The 15,506-nt window shown below is 74.6% G+C and carries 16 protein-coding genes; 10 read left to right on the top strand and 6 right to left on the bottom strand.

Annotation, left to right across the window (positions count from 1 at the left end):
• Positions 1 to 2: 2 nt before the first annotated feature.
• Entirely contained in the window at positions 3 to 701 is a 699-nt protein-coding gene (locus tag ACWD4U_RS02225; protein WP_363449581.1) for a TetR/AcrR family transcriptional regulator, read from the bottom strand.
• Between the two features lie 124 nt (positions 702 to 825).
• Between ACWD4U_RS02225 and ACWD4U_RS02220 the strand changes: the two genes are divergently transcribed.
• The 6 genes from ACWD4U_RS02220 to ACWD4U_RS02195 all read left to right on the top strand — a co-directional run bounded on the left by ACWD4U_RS02220 (position 826) and on the right by ACWD4U_RS02195 (position 7,040).
• The gene (locus ACWD4U_RS02220; protein WP_363449579.1) at positions 826 to 2,358 is read left to right on the top strand and encodes an MFS transporter; all 1,533 of its coding nucleotides are present in this window, start codon (positions 826 to 828) and stop codon (positions 2,356 to 2,358) included.
• 328 nt (positions 2,359 to 2,686) lie between these two features.
• Entirely contained in the window at positions 2,687 to 2,980 is a 294-nt protein-coding gene (locus ACWD4U_RS02215; RefSeq protein WP_363449577.1) for a hypothetical protein, read from the top strand.
• Complete coding sequence (locus ACWD4U_RS02210; protein WP_363449575.1) at positions 2,977 to 4,740, top strand: alpha/beta hydrolase; 1,764 nt, start codon at positions 2,977 to 2,979, stop codon at positions 4,738 to 4,740. The genes ACWD4U_RS02215 and ACWD4U_RS02210 overlap by 4 nt, the downstream gene beginning before the upstream one ends.
• Positions 4,737 to 5,267 carry a hypothetical protein gene (locus ACWD4U_RS02205; protein ID WP_363449573.1) on the top strand — a complete coding sequence of 177 codons (531 nt, stop codon included), beginning with the start codon at positions 4,737 to 4,739 and terminating at the stop codon, positions 5,265 to 5,267. Before ACWD4U_RS02210 ends, ACWD4U_RS02205 begins: the two co-directional genes overlap by 4 nt.
• Entirely contained in the window at positions 5,264 to 5,842 is a 579-nt protein-coding gene (locus ACWD4U_RS02200) for a hypothetical protein (RefSeq protein ID WP_363449571.1), read from the top strand. The genes ACWD4U_RS02205 and ACWD4U_RS02200 overlap by 4 nt, the downstream gene beginning before the upstream one ends.
• Before the next feature lie 292 nt (positions 5,843 to 6,134).
• On the top strand, positions 6,135 to 7,040 hold the full coding sequence (locus ACWD4U_RS02195) for an ABC transporter substrate-binding protein (protein ID WP_363449569.1): 906 nt from the start codon (positions 6,135 to 6,137) through the stop codon (positions 7,038 to 7,040).
• An 88-nt stretch (positions 7,041 to 7,128) separates the two neighbouring features.
• Here the strand turns inward: ACWD4U_RS02195 and ACWD4U_RS02190 are convergent, their stop codons facing one another.
• Together ACWD4U_RS02190 and ACWD4U_RS02185 are read right to left on the bottom strand one after the other, a co-directional pair.
• Positions 7,129 to 8,277 carry a PP2C family protein-serine/threonine phosphatase gene (locus ACWD4U_RS02190; RefSeq protein ID WP_363449567.1) on the bottom strand — a complete coding sequence of 383 codons (1,149 nt, stop codon included), beginning with the start codon at positions 8,275 to 8,277 and terminating at the stop codon, positions 7,129 to 7,131.
• Between the two features lie 203 nt (positions 8,278 to 8,480).
• Complete coding sequence (locus ACWD4U_RS02185; RefSeq protein ID WP_363449565.1) at positions 8,481 to 9,698, bottom strand: cytochrome P450; 1,218 nt, start codon at positions 9,696 to 9,698, stop codon at positions 8,481 to 8,483.
• A 91-nt stretch (positions 9,699 to 9,789) separates the two neighbouring features.
• Here ACWD4U_RS02185 and ACWD4U_RS02180 point away from each other — a divergent pair, with 91 nt between their 5' ends.
• The 3 genes from ACWD4U_RS02180 to ACWD4U_RS02170 all read left to right on the top strand — a co-directional run bounded on the left by ACWD4U_RS02180 (position 9,790) and on the right by ACWD4U_RS02170 (position 12,142).
• Entirely contained in the window at positions 9,790 to 10,149 is a 360-nt protein-coding gene (locus tag ACWD4U_RS02180) for an arsenate reductase family protein (protein ID WP_363449563.1), read from the top strand.
• Between the two features lie 123 nt (positions 10,150 to 10,272).
• Positions 10,273 to 11,127: a siderophore-interacting protein gene (locus ACWD4U_RS02175; protein WP_363449561.1), complete on the top strand. Its 855-nt coding sequence runs from the start codon at positions 10,273 to 10,275 to the stop codon at positions 11,125 to 11,127.
• 52 nt (positions 11,128 to 11,179) lie between these two features.
• Entirely contained in the window at positions 11,180 to 12,142 is a 963-nt protein-coding gene (locus tag ACWD4U_RS02170) for a DUF1152 domain-containing protein (RefSeq protein ID WP_363449559.1), read from the top strand.
• Positions 12,143 to 12,149: 7 nt separating this feature from the next.
• On the opposite strand, the gene ACWD4U_RS02165 is transcribed toward ACWD4U_RS02170, so the two are convergent.
• Positions 12,150 to 12,713, bottom strand: a complete 564-nt coding sequence (locus ACWD4U_RS02165) for a DUF1697 domain-containing protein (RefSeq protein ID WP_363449557.1) — start codon at positions 12,711 to 12,713, stop codon at positions 12,150 to 12,152.
• A gap of 62 nt (positions 12,714 to 12,775) precedes the next feature.
• On the opposite strand from ACWD4U_RS02165, the gene ACWD4U_RS02160 reads away from it, so the two are divergent.
• A complete protein-coding gene (locus ACWD4U_RS02160; protein WP_363449555.1) occupies positions 12,776 to 13,249 on the top strand; it encodes a pyridoxamine 5'-phosphate oxidase family protein in 474 nt (157 codons plus the stop codon).
• An 18-nt stretch (positions 13,250 to 13,267) separates the two neighbouring features.
• Here ACWD4U_RS02160 and ACWD4U_RS02155 read toward each other — a convergent pair whose 3' ends face one another.
• Positions 13,268 to 14,002, bottom strand: coding sequence for a hemerythrin domain-containing protein (locus tag ACWD4U_RS02155; protein ID WP_363449553.1), 735 nt, complete (start codon positions 14,000 to 14,002; stop codon positions 13,268 to 13,270).
• A gap of 176 nt (positions 14,003 to 14,178) precedes the next feature.
• Positions 14,179 to 15,222, bottom strand: coding sequence for an alpha/beta hydrolase (locus tag ACWD4U_RS02150; RefSeq protein WP_363449551.1), 1,044 nt, complete (start codon positions 15,220 to 15,222; stop codon positions 14,179 to 14,181).
• Between the last annotated feature and the right edge of the window lie 284 nt (positions 15,223 to 15,506).

Raw genomic sequence — 15,506 nt, 5'->3', positions numbered from 1 at the left:
CGTCAACTTCCGTCCGGGAGCAGGGCCGCGAGGCCGTCCGCGATGCGGTGCAGGCCGAACTCGAAGCGGGTGTCCATGTCCGGGTCGGTGAGGTCCTCGGCGAGCGCGACCAGGTTGGGGAAGGCGTCCGGCGGGAGCGCGCGCAGGCCCTGGCCGGCGGCGCGGGCGGCCTCGCCGCGGCTGGCGCCCGCCGCCTCGGCGGCGGAGAGCGGCGACTGCTCCTGCAGGACGAAGCCCTGGACGTAGGCGGAGAGCAGGTAGGAGGCCATCGCCGCGTCGGCGTCCCGGAACCCGGCCGCGCGCAGCCGGTCCAGCTGGTCCTCCAGCAGCCGCAGGGTGTGCGGTCCGGGGGCGAGCCGGCCGGCCACCACCTTGGCGGCGTCGCGCTTGTCGAGCAGCAGCCGGCGGTAGCGGCGGCCGTACTCCAGGTACTGGGCGCGCCAGTCGCCCTCGCGCGGCGGGGCCTCGGCGTCGGCGACGATCGCGTCGTTGAGCAGGTCGAGCAGTTCCTCCTTGTTGCGGACGTGCCAGTAGAGCGAGGCGGCCTTCACCCCGACCTCGGCGGCGACCTTGCGCATCGACAGTCCGGCGAGGCCGTCGCGCTCCAGGACGCGCAGCGCCGCCCTGGCCAGTGCGTCCCTGGTCAGTGCAGGTGCAGGTGCGGGTGCGGGGGTGGCGGATGCGGTGTCGGGGTCGGCCATGGCCGGGTGGCTCCTCCTGCCGTCGGGAACGATCGCGCTTGCAATCTAACACCGTTAGGGGCATTCTGGGCCGACCAGTCGCCCCTAACGGTGTTAGGGGCATGTCCGTACGAGAGGAGCCCCGGTGGAGGGGTCGGTCGCCGCCCGGCGCAAGTGGCAGGCACTGCTGACGCTCTGCGTCACCATGTTCATGGCGATGCTGGACAACGTCATCGTCGACATCGCACTCCCCCGGATCGGCCGCGACCTGGACGCGGGCATCAGCGGCCTGCAGTGGGTCGCCGAGGGCTACAGCCTGGTCTTCGCCGCGCTGCTGCTCACCGGCGGCGCGCTCGGCGACCGGTACGGCCGCACCCGGGTCTTCCGGATCGGCCTCGCCCTGTTCACCGCCGGCTCGGCGGCCGCCGCGCTGGCCGACGGCATCGGCCTGCTGGTCGCCGCCCGGATGCTGCAGGGCGTCGGGGCGGCGCTGCTCACCCCCGGCAGCCTGGCCATCCTGCGCGAGGTGTTCACCGACGAGCGCGAGCGCACCCGGGCGATCGGCCTGTGGTCCGGGGTCTCCGCGCTCGGCCTGTCGATCGGGCCGGTGATCGGCGGCCCGATGGTGGACGCCTTCGGCTGGGCCAGCGTGTTCTGGATCAACGTTCCCGTCGGGCTGGCCGCGCTGGTCATGGCCGCCCGGGTGCTGCCCGTGATCGCGCCGCGCGCCCGCCGCATCGACCCGGCCGGGCCGGCGCTCTCCGCGGGCGGCCTGGGCGCCCTGGTGTACGCCCTGGTCGAGGGCCCCGGCCGCGGCTGGGGCGACCCGCTCGTGGTCGGCTGCGCGGCGGCCGCCGCGGTGCTGCTCGCCGCCCTGGTCCTGGTCGAACTCCGGCTGCCGGAACCGATGGTGGAGCTGCGGATGTTCCGCGACCGGGTGCTCGGCGGCGCCCTGCTGAGCGGGCTGATGGTCAGCTTCGGCATGTTCGGCGCGCTGTTCTTCCTGCCGCTGATGCTCCAGGGCGTGCTCGGCTGGTCCCCCACCGACGCCGGGTACGCCGGCCTGCCGATGACCGCCGTCATCACCCTCGCCGCCCCGCTGGCCGGCCGCCTGACCGGCCGTCACGGTCCGCGGCTCGCCCTCGTGCTGGGCATGCTGCTGTGCGCGGCGGGCCTCGCCGGCCTGTCGCTCTACGGCGCCGGCGCCCACTACTACGCGTACGTCTGGACCCTGGTGCTCCTCGGCCTCGGCATGGGGATGTCCTTCACCCCCGTCTCCGTCGCCGTCCTGCACCGGGTGGCGCCCGCGCGCACCGGCATGGCCTCCGCCACCGTCAACACCCTGCGCGAGGTCGGCGGCGTCCTCGGCATCGCCGTCCTCGGCGCCGTCCTCACCCACCGGATGGCCGGCGCCCTGCACCACGCCGGCCTTCCCCCGCACGGAGCCGACCACCCGGCATCCACCCTCGGCAGCCAGGGGGCCGGCGGGATCGGCGCGCTGGTCGACGGCGCGTTCGTCGACGGCGTCCACCTGGCGCTGCGCTGCGGCTCAGCGGCCCTGGCCGTCACCGCGGTACTGGTCGCCCTGCTGCTGCACCGACCCGGCTCGCCCGCCACGACACCGACCGGGCCGACAGCGGTCCTCCGTCCGAGTGACACAGCGCCAGTGTCCGGGTAGGCGGCAAGTATTGCGCCGGCGGCGTTGCGGCTCCGCGGCCCTGGCCGGCACCGCGGCGCTGGTCGCCTCGCTCCTGCGCCGCCCCGGCCCGCCACGACACCGACCACGCCGACAGCAGTCCCCCGTTCGAGTGACACAGCGTCAGTGTCCGGGTAGGCGGCGGGTATTGCGCCGGCAAAGGAATCGTCAGGCGCGGAGGTGGTGAAAGGCCCCGGGGCGGGCTTCCGGCTTCGCTAGCATGGCCCGCTCAAACGGTCGGTCCGACACAGCTGTGGGGGATGGCGTGCGAGTGCTGGGTCCAGGCGGGGGCGGCGACGGATTCCGGGTCGTGCCGGACGAGTTGGACGGGGCGGGGCAGGCCGCCGCAGGCGTCGCGGAGCGGCTGCCCGGGGAGAGCGGCCGGGTGCTCGGGGCGTCGGACGATGCCGCGGGCGCACTGCGCGGCTGGCTCACCGGACGGGAGTTGGACGGCTGCACCGGCGAGTGGAAGCGGCTGCTGGACGGCCTGTCGGCGGAACTGGACCGGCAGGGCGACAACCTGCGGCGCACCGCCGCCAACTACCGCCGCTCGGACCAGGAGGCGGCGCGGGCGCTGTCCGCCGCCGGGGCGGCCGGGCGATGAGCATCGACGTCCCCACCCTGCGCGACGCCGAACCGGACCGGCTGTTCGGCGCCGCCGACGCGTACGCGGTGCTGGCCACCGCCGTCGGCGAGCACGCCGACACCTGGCGCGACGGCGTGGACGCCCGGGTGCGCGGCTCCGGCTGGAGCGGCGACGCCGCCGCCGACGCCGAACGGTCGCTGGCCCGCTCCAGCGCGAAACTCGTCGCCGCCCAGCTGGAGTTGGTCCGGATCGCGCCGGTGTTACGGGAGGGCGCGGAGGCCTTCCTGCTGGCCCAGGCCAAGCTCCGGGCCGCGCTCGCGGACGCCGCCTCGGGCGGCTACCGGGTGGCCGACGACGGCGGCGTCTCCTGGCCGCCGTCCGCCGCGGAACGGCACGACCCGGACGCCCCCGACCGCGCCCGGCAGGGCGCCGCGCTGCGCGACCGGATCGCCGAGGCACTGACCGAGGCCGCCCACGCCGACCAGGTCACCGCCGAACGGCTGCGCCGCCACACCGACGCCGCCCGGACCGGCGCGGGACTCGATCCGGCCTTCGCCGCAACGGAGTTGGCGAGCACCGCGCTCTCCTCGGCGTTCGGCGGCGGGCCGGAGGACCTGGTCCGGGCGGGCCTGCCGGGTCCGGACGCCCCGCCCACCGAGGTGAACGCCTGGTGGAAGTCGCTGCCCGCCGACGAGCGGCAGCGGCTGGTCACGGAGTACCCGGCCGAGATCGGCAACCGCGACGGCATCCCCGCCCTCGCCCGCGACCGGGCCAACCGGATCCACCTCGACCGCCTCATCGCCGAACTGTCGAACCGTCAGGACCCGTCCGAGCAGGACCGGAAGAAGCTGGCCGGGTTCCAGGCGGTCCGCGACCGGCTGCGCGACGACCAGGGCAAGCAGCCGCCGTCCTACCTGCTGGTGATCGGCGACCAGGGCCAGGGCCGGGCGGCGCTCTCGTACGGCGACCCGGACACCGCGGACGACGTGGTGGCGTACGTGCCGGGCCTGAACACCGAGGTGCGCAACCTCGGCGGCGGCGACGCCAACCGGGCCCGCGACCTGTGGCAGACCGCGCACGACCTCGACCCCACCCGGACCACCGCGTCGATCGCCTGGCTGGGCTACGACGCCCCGCAGGCCAAGGAGTTCGGCCCCGACGCGCTCGCGGTGGCGGGCGACGCGCGGGCCAAGCAGGGCGGCGAGGCCTACCAGGGCTTCCTGCAGGGCCTGCGCGCCGCGCACGAGGGGCCGCCCGCGCACCTGACCGCGCTGGGGCACTCGTACGGCTCGCTCACCGTCGGGCAGGCCGCGCAGCGCCCGGGCGGCATCCCGGTGGACGACGTCATCCTGGTCGGTTCGCCGGGGACGGGGGCGCAGCACGCCGCGCAGTTGGGCGTCGACCCCGCGCACGTGTGGGTCGGCGCGGCCGAGCACGACCCGGTCAGCCACCTGCCGAGCCAGCGGGAGGCGACCGGCGCCGGCACGGGCGCGGTGGTCGGCGGCCTGGTCGGCGGGCTGCCGGGCGCGGTGCTCGGCGGGTTCCTCGGCGACCACCTGGGCCGGCACGGCGATCCGCACGAGCTGTGGTTCGGGCAGGACCCGGCCAGCGCCGAGTTCGGCGCGCGCCGCTTCGACGTGGCGGACGGCCCGCTGGGCTTCGCCTCGCACTCCGACTACTGGAACCAGGGCGACGGCCGGGACGGCCACTCGCTGCGCAACATGGGCATGATCGTCTCCGGTCACGGCGACCGGGTGTCCGGACAGGAGCGGCGATGAACGAGCACGACCCGCGGCACCCCGCCCCGACCGACCTGGGCACCGCCCGCGACGCGATCGACGAGCTGCTGGACACCGCGGCGGCCGCGATCAGCCCGCCGCTGCGCTGGGCCGACGGCCCGTACACGGCGGTCGAGCACGAGCACCCGTACACCCGGGAGCCGGACGGCACCGCGCACCTGGAGAAGCGCCGCTACCTGATGACCCGGGTCGCCGCCGACCGGTACCCGGAGCTGCTCGGGCAGTTGGAGGCGTACTGGCGCGGCCGCGGCTGGGCGGTCTCCGCGGAGCCGGACCCGGTGCTGCCGGTGCTGCGGGCCGAAAGCCCGTCCGGCGCGGTGGAGTTGCGGATCGGCATCCCCGGCAACGCCACCCTGCTGGCCCGGGTGGCGCCCGTCCCCGCGGTGGGCACCGGCTACCCGTTCGGCGGGGCGAGTACGGTGCCGCTGGGGCCGGACGGGGCGCTGGACACCGTGCCCCGCCACGACGACCCGTACTGGTCGGGCCGGGAAGGACGACGCGGATGAGGCTGCGGGCGACGGGGGCGGTCCTGGCACTGCTGCTCGGGGCCGGGCTGACGGGCTGCGGGAGCGGCTCCGGTGCCACCGGAGCGGACCGTCCGGTGGTCGAACTCGCCCGCGCCCGGACCGAGTTGCAGACCGTGCTGGACGGCACCAGCACCGCTCTCTCCCCCGCCCTGCGGTACGCCGACGACGCCTACCGGGCCACCCCGCACGAGGACGGCCTGAGCCGGGAGAACGACGGCACCGCCCAGTTGACGCTGCGCCGCTACGTGCTGACCAAGGTCGCCGCCGCCAAGCAGCCCCGGCTGCTGGAGCAGGCCCGGGCGTACTGGACCGCGCAGGGCTACACCGTCACCGCGGACGGCTCCCGCTACGAGGCGGGCGCCCGCACCCCCGGCGGCACCGGGATCACCCTGACGATCGGCGCCCCGGGCAACGTCACGCTCGTCGCGACCGCCCGGGTCAAGGACCCCGGCTCCACCGAGCCGTTCGGCGCCGCGCCCAGCCCGCTGCCGACCGGCGCGGACGGCGCACCGGACACCATGCCGCGCTACGAGGACCCGCAGTGGTCGTCCTGACCCCGCCACCCCGACCGCCACGGGCCGGTGGCACGGCGACTGACGGGATATCAGCCACTTCGGTGCCCGGTCTGCCGGATTCGTTGGTGTTCAACCCATGCTCTTTCGCCCGTTGGCGAGGGCGGGGTCCGGCTGTCGTGACCATGCTGGTTATAGTCTGAACGATCTAGCCGGAACGGCGGCCGGCCGAGGGGTTCCCTCGGTATTGCCATGCCGCCGTTCCGTCATGCCGCCGTACCGTCCGACCGCCCTGGCCTGTTCGCGTTCCGCGTCGACCACGGGGAGAGACGACATGGCCTACAACACCCGCCGCGGGCGCACCGCGCTCGCCGCCGCACTCGGCGGCGCCCTGCTCCTCGCCGGCTGCGGATCCGGGGGATCCGACGGCGGGGGCGACCTGCACGCCCAACTGCCCGACGCCGTACGCAAAGCCGGCACCCTCACGGTGGGCACCTCCTTCACCGCAGCGCCGGTGGTCTTCCGCAACGACCAGGGCGACCCGGACGGCCTCGACCCCGACCTCGCCAAGGCGCTCGAGCAGATCCTCGGCATCAAGATCCAGTTCCAGGACGTCGGCCCGTTCGCCAACGTGCTGCCCGGACTGCTCGACCGCAAGTTCGACATCGCGATGTCCGGCATCACCGACACCCGCGAACGCGAGGAGGGCCTCGACAAGGACGGCAAGCAGGCCAACCCCGGCGTTGACTTCGTCGACTACTTCATGGCCGGCATCGGCATCGCCGTCCACCAGGGCAACCCGAAGAGCATCGCCTCCATCGACGACCTCTGCGGCCACACCGTCACCGTCAAGAAGGGCACCACCCACGACGACCTGGCCCTGCGCCAGGCCAAGGCCTGCGACCACCTCGGCAAGCCCCTCAAGGTCATCGAGACCGGCACCGACAACGAGGCCATCGAGAACCTCAAGACCGCCGCCGACGCCTACGTCACCGACTACCCCAAGGCCCAGTACGCCGCCCAGACCGTCAACGCCGGCAACTCCTTCCAGATCGGCGGCCCCCAGATCCAGCCCCGCCCCTTCGGCATCGCCCTCCGCAAGGACGACCAGGCCCTCCGCGACGTCCTCATGAAGGCCGTGAACCGCCTCGTCCTCAACGGCACCTACGACCAGATCCTCACCAAGCACCACCTCACCGTCGGCGCCATCCAGAACTCCGTCATCAACGGCTCGACCTGACGGATCGTCAAGAGCCTGGTCCCGTGCGCCCCTCGACGGCGAGGAACACGGGACCCGGCGCCATTGCCGACGACGGTGATCCACGGCCTCAGGACGGGGTGAGGGCGAGGACGGCGAGGTCGTCGGTGAGGGGGGAGGCGTGGCGGCGGACGTCGTGGTCGAGGAAGGTGACCAGGGTGTCGGGGTCGGTGGTGGGGAGGGTGGTGAGGCGGGCGGCGAGGGGGTAGAAGGCGCCGGTGTGGTCGCGGGCCTCGGTGACGCCGTCGGTGTGGAGCAGGAGGGTGTGGCCGGGCGGGAGGGGGAGGGTGGTGGGGGGTTCGGCGGTGGTGGCGAGGTGGCCGAGGCCGAGCGGGAGTTGCTCGGGGCAGTGCACGGGGCGGACGCCGCCGGGGGTGACCAGCAGCGGGGCGAGGTGGCCGCGGTTGACCAGGTCGAGGCTGCCGGTGTCGGGCCGGTGCTGGAGCAGGACGGCGGTGACGAAGAGTTCGGCGTCGCCGCGTTCGTCCGCCTCGCGGCGCACCTGCCGGTCCAACTGGTCGGCGAGCTCGTCGAGTTCGGTCGCCTCGTGGGCGGCGATCCGGAACGCGCCGATCACGTCGGCGACGGTGCGGACGGCGTCCAGGCCCTTGCCGCGGACGTCGCCGAGCAGGATCCGGGTGCCGTGGCGGGTCTCGCAGACCTCGTACAGGTCGCCGCCGATCGCCACGTCCGTCTCGGCGGGGTGGTAGAGGCCGGCGGCGCGCAGGCCGCCGGTGCGGGCGGGGACGGGGCGCAGCACGGTGTGCTGGAGGGTGTCGGCGACCGCGCGCAGGCGGACCAGGTCGCGGGCCTGGCGGCGGCGCTGCCAGGCGAGTCCGGCACCCATCGCGCCGGCCAGGACGGTGGCCAGGTAGGTCCACACGTGGTGCTGTTCGAGCAGGTGGCCGGCCCGCCAGGCGAGCAGTGCCTGCAGGACGACGGTGAGGACGGTGCTGCCGGCGACCGGCCACGGGCCGGCGCTGAAGGCGACCACCACGGGGAGCACGGTGAGCAGGAACCCGGCGGCCACCGACTGCGGGAGGGCGACCTCCAGCGTCAGGTCGACGGCGAGCAGCGCGGCGGGCAGCCAGCGCACCCAGCCGGGGCTGCGCAGGGCATCGCCCATCGCCGCCTCCCAGCGGGCGGCGGCGACTTTCGCGGTCCGCCGGGGGGCCTGCAGGGTCCGGGCGGGGTCGGCGGGTACGACGGGCGCGGTCATGCTCACCTCCTGGGCTGGGGGCCGCCCGCGGGTACGGGCCGACTGCGGACACGGCGCCCTTCCATCGTCGCGTCCCGCCCGCCCGGGCACCCGCCTGCCAAGGTCCCGATGGTTCGGGACCAAAGACCCGTTCACCCGACCGGGGCCAAACCGACCCAGGCCAGGTCAGGTCAGGTCAGTCGAGGCCCGTCAGCGGAGCGCCGTCAGCGGCCGGTGAGCGTGACCGGCAGCGTGTGGTAGCCGCGCAGGACGAGTCGTTGGCGGCGGGTCGGCGCCGCGGCGGGCGCGAGCGCGGGGAACCGGCGCAGCAGCGCGGGGAGCGCGGTGTCGGACTCCAGCCGGGCGAGTTGGGCGCCGAGGCAGTAGTGGATGCCGCCGCCGAAGCTGAGCGGCGGCCCGTCGTCGCGGGCCGGGTGGAAGCGGTCGGGGTCGGGGAAGCGCCGCGGGTCCCGGTTGGCGGCGCCGAGCAGCAGGAAGGCGCCGGTGAACCGGGGTACCTGCTGTCCGCCGATGGCGAGGTCGTCGGCGAGGGCGAGCCGGGAGGTGAGCTGCACCGGGGAGTCGTAGCGCAGCACCTCGGTGGTGAACGCCCCGGGGCTCAGCGTGCCGTCGCGGAGGTCGGCGGCGAGGTCGGGGTGGTCGAGGAGCAGGGCGAGGCCGTTGCCGAGCAGGTTGCCGGTGGTCTCGAAACCGGCCACCAGCAGCAGCGCCAGGTTGGCGATCAGTTCGGCGTCGGAGAGCCGCTGCTGGTCGGCGTCGGCGACCTCGACGAGGGCGCTGACCAGGTCCTGCTGCGGCCGGGCGCGGCGTTCGGCGGCGAGTTCGGTGAAGTAGGCGGCGAGTTCCTCGGCGGCCTGGTCGGCGCCGGTGAGGTCCTCGTCGCCGGTGAGGATCTCCAGGGTGGTGGTGAGGTCGGCGGCGAGCGGGCGGAAGCGGTGCCGGTCCCGCTCGGGGACGCCGAGCAGTTCGCAGATCACGCCGATCGGCAGCCGGAAGGCGAAGGCGTCCTGGAAGTCGACGGGGGTGTCGCCGTGGTCGGCGAGGTCGTCGAGCAGCCGCTCGACGGCGGCGGTGACGGCGGGCTCCAGCGCGGCGACCCGGCGCGAGGTGAAGACCGAGGCGACCAGGGAGCGCATCCGCGCGTGGTCGGGGGCGTTGCGCTGGAGCATCGAGTCGGCGAGCAGGGTCAGGCCCGGGTGGTCGGTGAAGCCGGGCTCCCACTGGGCGCGCAGCTCGGCGTCGCCGACCCCGAACGCGGGGGTGCGCAGCGTCCGGTCGGCCTCCTCGTAGCCGGTGACCAGGACCAGGAACTCGTCGGCGCGGGCCACCGGGCCGAGTTTGCGGGCCTGTTCGTACAGCGGGTACGGGTCGTCCTGCCCTTCCGGTGACATCAGCCCGTTGATGATCGTCAAGGCGTCCATGGCAGCTCCCCCGCTGGCGGTCCGGTCGGTGCGGCAACGGACGGGCGGTGCGGACGAGTTCCCCGGGGCGTGCGGGATAGGCTCGCGGCTCATGGAGATCTGGATCAACCCGCGGTGCAGCAAGTGCCGCACGGCGCTCGGCGAACTCGACGCGGCGGGCGTGGAGTACACGGTGCGGCGCTACCTGGACGAGCCGCCGACGGCCGCCGAACTCGACGAGGTGCTGGGCCGGTTGGGCCTGGAACCGTGGGACGTGGCGCGGCTGGACGAGGCGGTGGCCAAGGAGCTCGGCCTGCGCGGCTGGGGCCGCACCGACGCGGACCGGGCCCGCTGGGTGGCGGCGATGGCCGAGCACCCGGCGCTGATCCAGCGGCCGATCATCACCGCGGACGACGGCTACACCGTGATCGGCCGCACCCCGGAGGCACTGCGGGACGTGCTGGAGCACTGAGCGCGCAACCCAGAGGCTGTTCCGAGCCGAGAGGGCCCCGGAGGCGCTGACAGCGTTCTGACAGCGGGCTGTGAGCGGCGCCCGGCAGGCTGGTGCGGCAACGCCCAACCGACGGGAGCCGCCGTGTCCGACCTGCCGATCCGCCAGCTGACCGTGACCGCCGTCGAGCGGCTCAGCCCGCGGATGGTGCGGGTGACCTTCGCGCTGCCGCCCGGCGGCTTCGCCCTGGACGGGCCGGACCAGCAGGTGAAGCTGTACTTCCCGCGCCCGGGCCAGGACCGTCCCGAGCTGCCCGTACCCGCGCCCGGCCAGGACCTGATGAGCTGGTACCGGGCGTGCCAGGCCGTCCCCGAGCCGCTCCGCCCGTGGATGCGCAGCTTCACGCTGCGCGCCCACGACGCCGAACTGCACACCGTGGACGTCGACTTCGTGCTGCACCCGGAGTCGCCCGGCCCGGCCGCGGCGTGGGCGGCGCAGGCCCGGCCGGGCCAGCTGCTGACGATGTTCGGCCCGTCCGCGGCCTTCGCCCGGCCGTTCCCGCTGGACGGCGCCGACTGGCTGCTGTTCGCCGCGGACGAGTCGGCGCTGCCCGCGCTCGGCACCCTGGTCGAGGCGCTGCCGGCCGGGGCGAGGGCAATCGCGTACGTCGAGGTGGCGGGGCCCGAGGAGCGGCAACCGCTGCTCGGCTTCGGCGAGTTGACGGTCCATTGGCTGTACCGCGGGGTGTCCGCGCCCGGGTCGCTCCTGGTCGCGGCGGTGCGTTCGGCGCAGCTGCCCGACGGCGTCGGCCGGGCCTGGCTGGGCGGCGAGGCGGGCACCGTCCGCGCGTTGCGCCGCCACCTGCTCGCCGACGGCCGGCTCGACCGCGCCGACATCGACTTCACCGGCTACTGGCGCCACCGCCTCACCCAGGACGACGCGCCCACCGCCGAGGACCTCGCCGACGCCCGCGAACTGTCGGCCCGCCGGATCCCCTGACCCGCCCTGATCCGTCCCTCGCTGCGGCCGGGAGCCTGGTACCGTCCGGCCGGTGACGAGCCTTCTGCAACCGCCGCTGCTCACCCGCCTGTTGGCCGCCGAGCGGATCCTGGTCGCCGGCGCCGGCGGCGGCTACGACGTGTACGCGGGGCTGCCGCTCGCCCTGACACTGCGCGCCGCCGGCCGCGAGGTGCACCTCGCCAACTTCTCGTTCAGCAGCCTGTACGGGCTGGGCCGGGCGGTCTGGCAGGCGCCCGACCTGGCCCGGATCACCCCCGACGTGGACTCCGCCGAACGCTACTTCCCCGAGCGCTCACTGGCCCGCTGGCTGCGCGCCAACGGCCAGCCGGACACCGTCTGGGCGTTCCCGTCGGTCGGGGTGCAGCCGCTGCGCCAGGCGTACCGCGCGCTGGTCGACCTGCTCGGCATCGACGCGATCCTGCTGGTCGACGGCGGCACCGACATCCTGCTGCGCGGCGACGAGGCCGGCCTCGGCACCCCCGAGGAGGACATGACCAGCCTCGCCGCGGTGGCCGGCCTCACCGAGGTCCCGGAGCGCCTGGTCACCTGCCTCGGCTTCGGCATCGACGCCTACCACGGCGTCAACCACAGTCTGGTGCTGGAGAACCTCGCCGCCCTCGACCGCGACGGCGGCTACCTCGGCGCCTTCTCCATCCCGCCGGGCTCCCCCGAGGCCGCGCACTACCTCGACGCCGTCGCCCACGCCCGCGCGGAGAACCCCGAACACCCCTCCATCGTGCACGGCTCCGTCGCCGCCGCCCTCCGCGGCCAGTTCGGCGACGTCCAGTTCACCGAACGCACCGGCGGCAGCCGACTGTTCATCAACCCCCTGATGACCCTGTACTTCTCCGCCACCGTCGAGGCCCTGGCCGCCCGCCACCTCTACCTGGACCGCCTCGAACCCACCCTCCTGCTCGGCCAGGTGGCCACCGCCATCGGCCGCTTCCAGGACACCCTCCCCCGCCAGCGCCCGCCCCGCACCTTCCCGCACTGACCGGGCGTCAGGCCTTGCGGGCGGCCGCCGCGATCTTGGCGGTGGTGTGGAAGAAGCGCGAAGTGCCTTGACCGCGGTAGGACTTGGGGAAGGCGGTGGCGGGGTTGGCGCCCAGGCGACCGTTCCTGAGGCGCATGACCGTGAACGCGGCGCCGTCGGTGGCGGCGAGGATCTCCCAGTCGCCCTTGGGGGACGCCACCGGGAGGGCGAGGTCGGCGGGGAGGGGCTCGGAGAGGAAGACCACGCAGAGGCGGACCTCGGGGGTGACCTCGACGCCGGCGAAGGGGTCGAGGGCGAGCAGGGCCTCGACCTCGTCGACGGTGCGGAGCATCGCGGGGACGGGGTAGCCGAGGGCGGACTCGAGGTGGGCCTCGATCCGGCGGGTGAGCGCGGCCCGGTCGAGGTCGGCGGCGGCCCGGAAGAAGACGTTGCCGCTCTGGATGTAGGTCCGGACGGCGTCCAGGCCGAGCTCGGCGAAGAGCTCGCGCAGGCGTTCCATCTTCACGGTCCGCCCGCCGACGTTGATCGCGCGCAGGAAGGCGATGTAGGTCCGGGATCCACTCTCCACCATGGCCGAGAGTCTAGGGAGGTTCGCTGCCCCACCACGGCAGCCCCGCTCCCTAGACTTCGGCCATGACCTCCTGGCAGGACTTCGAGCAGCAGGCCCCGGAACTCGCCGAGCGGATCCGCGCCCGGTTCGAGGCGCACAAGCACCACGTGCTGGCCACCCTGCGCAGGGACGGTTCGCCGCGGGTCAGCGGCACCGAGGTGGACTTCCACGGCGCCGACCTGTTCCTGGGCTCGATGGCCGGCGCGGTGAAGGCCGCCGACCTGCGCCGCGACCCGCGCTGCGCGCTGCACTCCAACCCCGGGCCGGACGCCACGATGGCCGACGGGGACGCCAAGCTCTCGGCCCGGGCGGTGGAGCTGACCGACCCGGCCGACCTGGCGGCGTACGAGGCGGAGCTGCCCGCGCCGCCACCCGGCCCGTACCACGCCTTCCGGCTGGAGCCGACCGGGGCGACGCTGACCGAGGTGGCCGGCGACCGCCTGGTGATCAGCACCTGGACCCCGGGCCGACCGGTCCGGCGGGTCGAGCGGCAGTAGCCTCAGCGGGCCGCCGGGTCACGGTGCGGCCGGGCCCCACAGCTGGTCGGTGCAGCGGGCGTAGGTGTCGCGCCAGTGCGGCCAGTGCCGCACCGTCTCGTCGTCGCAGTCGGCCAGCAGCCGGTCGACCTGGGCCGGCTCGACGCCCTCCAGCAGCCAGACCAGCGCGTCGGACGGGGCCGGGCCGTCGGCGTAGCGCAGCAGGTCGAGCAGCTCGGGCAGGGTGCCGATCCGCGAGCCCGACTGGAACACCCCGGTCATCCGGGGCAGCAGCTGGCGCTCCTCGATCCGCAGGTGGGTCTCGACCCGGGCGGCGAGTTCCTCGACCGCGTAGGAGACCGGCCAGGCGCTGGCGGGGTCGCGGGTGGCGATGCCGACCAGGGTGGTGACCCGGGTGAAGGAGTGGTCGAGGTTGTGGTGGTCGGACTCCAGCCAGTTGAGCAGCAGCCGCAGTTCCGGCGCGAAGCGGCGCAGCAGCGGCCACAGCCGGGTGTCCTGCTGCTCGTGGTGGCAGGTGACCATCGCGGTGACGAAGTCCCAGTGCCGCTTGAGCGCCTCGGCGCCGACGGTGTCCTCGGGCTGCAGCAGCCGCAGGGCCTGCGGGATGCGGGCCAGGTCGCGGCGGACGGCGGCGTGCACCAGGCGGAGCCCGGCGAACGGGATCGGCTCGACCGCGGCCGGTGCGGCGGCGACGGGGTCGCCGCCCTGGGCGGGGATGCTCGCGGGTGCGACGGGCAGCAGGTGGCGGGGCATGGCGCTCTCTTCACGACTGGCTGAGGCTGGCCGGAGCGGGGGCCGCGGTTGCGGCGCCCCGGTCCAGGTCTCCGGTCCAGGGTCCAGGGTGCGAGCAGTGCATCAGGGGCGAATGAATGACCGATTGACGTGCAGGTCAGAGCGGTTTCCGGGGCCTCGGTGGCGGTTTCTGACGATCAGTCGGCCTCGGGCCCGGCGACGTTCTTGCCGAGCCACTCCAGGGTGTTCGGGATCATCTTCTTGAAGTCCGAGGTCAGGTGCTTGCCACCGGGCTGCTCGTAGTAGTCGACGGTGGTCGGGGCCTTCGCCTTGGCGACCCAGTTGGTGACCAGCTTGATCTCGTAGCCGTTGGCGCCGCCCGCCGTGGCGAAGATCCGCACGTCCGCCTTGCCCTGGCCGATCAGCTGGTCGGGGCTGTTGGCCAGCCGCTCCTGCTCGTGGCCCTTCCACAGCGGGGAGTCGGGGTTCCAGTAGCCGTCGATCGGCACCGCGGCCTTGAACACGTCGGGGTGCTGCAGGGCGAGCTTGGCGCTGCAGAACGCGCCGGTGGAGGCGCCCATCACGGCCCAGCCGTCGCGGCCCTTGACGGTGCGGAAGTTGGCGCGGACGAAGTCCGGGATGTCCTCGGCCATCCAGGTGCCGATCTTCGGCTGGCCCGGGATGTCGGCGCACTCCAGCGCCTTGGCCTCGTTGGAGTCGAGGTTCTGCACCGGCATGATCATGATGAACGGGTGGGTCTTGCCCTCGGCGACCAGCTGCTTGTCGGCCTCCTGGATCGGCAGCTGGTTGTCGGTCCAGGTGTTGTAGCCGGCGCTCTGCCCGCCCGCGTACAGGGTGAGCACCGGGAAGCCGGTCTTGGCGTACTTCGGGTCGTTGTACTCCGGCGGCAGCCAGACCCAGACCTTGCCGCTGACCCCGGACTTGGGGCCGCTGACGGTGGTCACCATGATCGGGCCGGCGGCGGTGTCGCGGGCCTTGGAGAACTGGGCGGCCGGGCCCGTCGGCATCAGCACCTTGGACGGCTTCGGCGGGGCGGTGCTGCTCTGCGCGGCCGACGGGGAGTTCGAGGCCTGGTTGGTGGAGATCGCCGCCTTGGCGTCGTTGGCGTTGCCGGTGCTGCTGCCGCAGGCCGCGAGCGGGCCGGCCAGGGCGAGCGTGGCGGCGGCCGCGAGCAGCACGCGGGCGGGGCGGACGGAGGCGGGGCGGGGCTGCGGCAGCACGGTGGGTCTCTCCGGGCGGGGGTCGCTCCCGACCGCGGCGGACGGGAGTCGGCCCTGGTCAGCGGGCCTGTCGGGGCGTGCGGAACCGACAGCCGGCACACCCCGTGAACGGACTGGGCCACCGCGCGACGCGCGGCGTTCCGGCCACTCGAGATCCTATGACGTGCCGACCCGGCCGCCGGTTGCGGCTGCCCCGTTGTCCCGCCGGTCGACGGGGGCGGGCCCAGCCGATCGGCGGGGGTGGGGCCCGTCCGCTCCTGCCGACGGCCCCCGGCGCGGCGGCT

The sequence above is a fragment of the Kitasatospora sp. NPDC002522 genome, from assembly GCF_053595195.1.
Note: the sequence above shows the minus strand (reverse complement) of the source record. Positions and strands in the feature narration are given on the sequence as shown.

Excerpts from the sequence above, each read along its gene's own strand:
- ACWD4U_RS02205 (WP_363449573.1), top strand. The coding sequence starts at position 4,737 with ATGAACGAGCACGACCCGCGGCACCCCGCCCCGACCGACCTGGGCACC.
- ACWD4U_RS02225 (WP_363449581.1), bottom strand. The coding sequence starts at position 701 with ATGGCCGACCCCGACACCGCATCCGCCACCCCCGCACCCGCACCTGCA.
- ACWD4U_RS02155 (WP_363449553.1), bottom strand. The coding sequence starts at position 14,002 with ATGCCCCGCCACCTGCTGCCCGTCGCACCCGCGAGCATCCCCGCCCAG.
- ACWD4U_RS02185 (WP_363449565.1), bottom strand. The coding sequence starts at position 9,698 with ATGGACGCCTTGACGATCATCAACGGGCTGATGTCACCGGAAGGGCAG.
- ACWD4U_RS02165 (WP_363449557.1), bottom strand. The coding sequence starts at position 12,713 with ATGGTGGAGAGTGGATCCCGGACCTACATCGCCTTCCTGCGCGCGATC.
- ACWD4U_RS02180 (WP_363449563.1), top strand. The coding sequence starts at position 9,790 with ATGGAGATCTGGATCAACCCGCGGTGCAGCAAGTGCCGCACGGCGCTC.
- ACWD4U_RS02210 (WP_363449575.1), top strand. The coding sequence starts at position 2,977 with ATGAGCATCGACGTCCCCACCCTGCGCGACGCCGAACCGGACCGGCTG.
- ACWD4U_RS02200 (WP_363449571.1), top strand. The coding sequence starts at position 5,264 with ATGAGGCTGCGGGCGACGGGGGCGGTCCTGGCACTGCTGCTCGGGGCC.
- ACWD4U_RS02195 (WP_363449569.1), top strand. The coding sequence starts at position 6,135 with ATGGCCTACAACACCCGCCGCGGGCGCACCGCGCTCGCCGCCGCACTC.
- ACWD4U_RS02160 (WP_363449555.1), top strand. The coding sequence starts at position 12,776 with ATGACCTCCTGGCAGGACTTCGAGCAGCAGGCCCCGGAACTCGCCGAG.
- ACWD4U_RS02190 (WP_363449567.1), bottom strand. The coding sequence starts at position 8,277 with ATGACCGCGCCCGTCGTACCCGCCGACCCCGCCCGGACCCTGCAGGCC.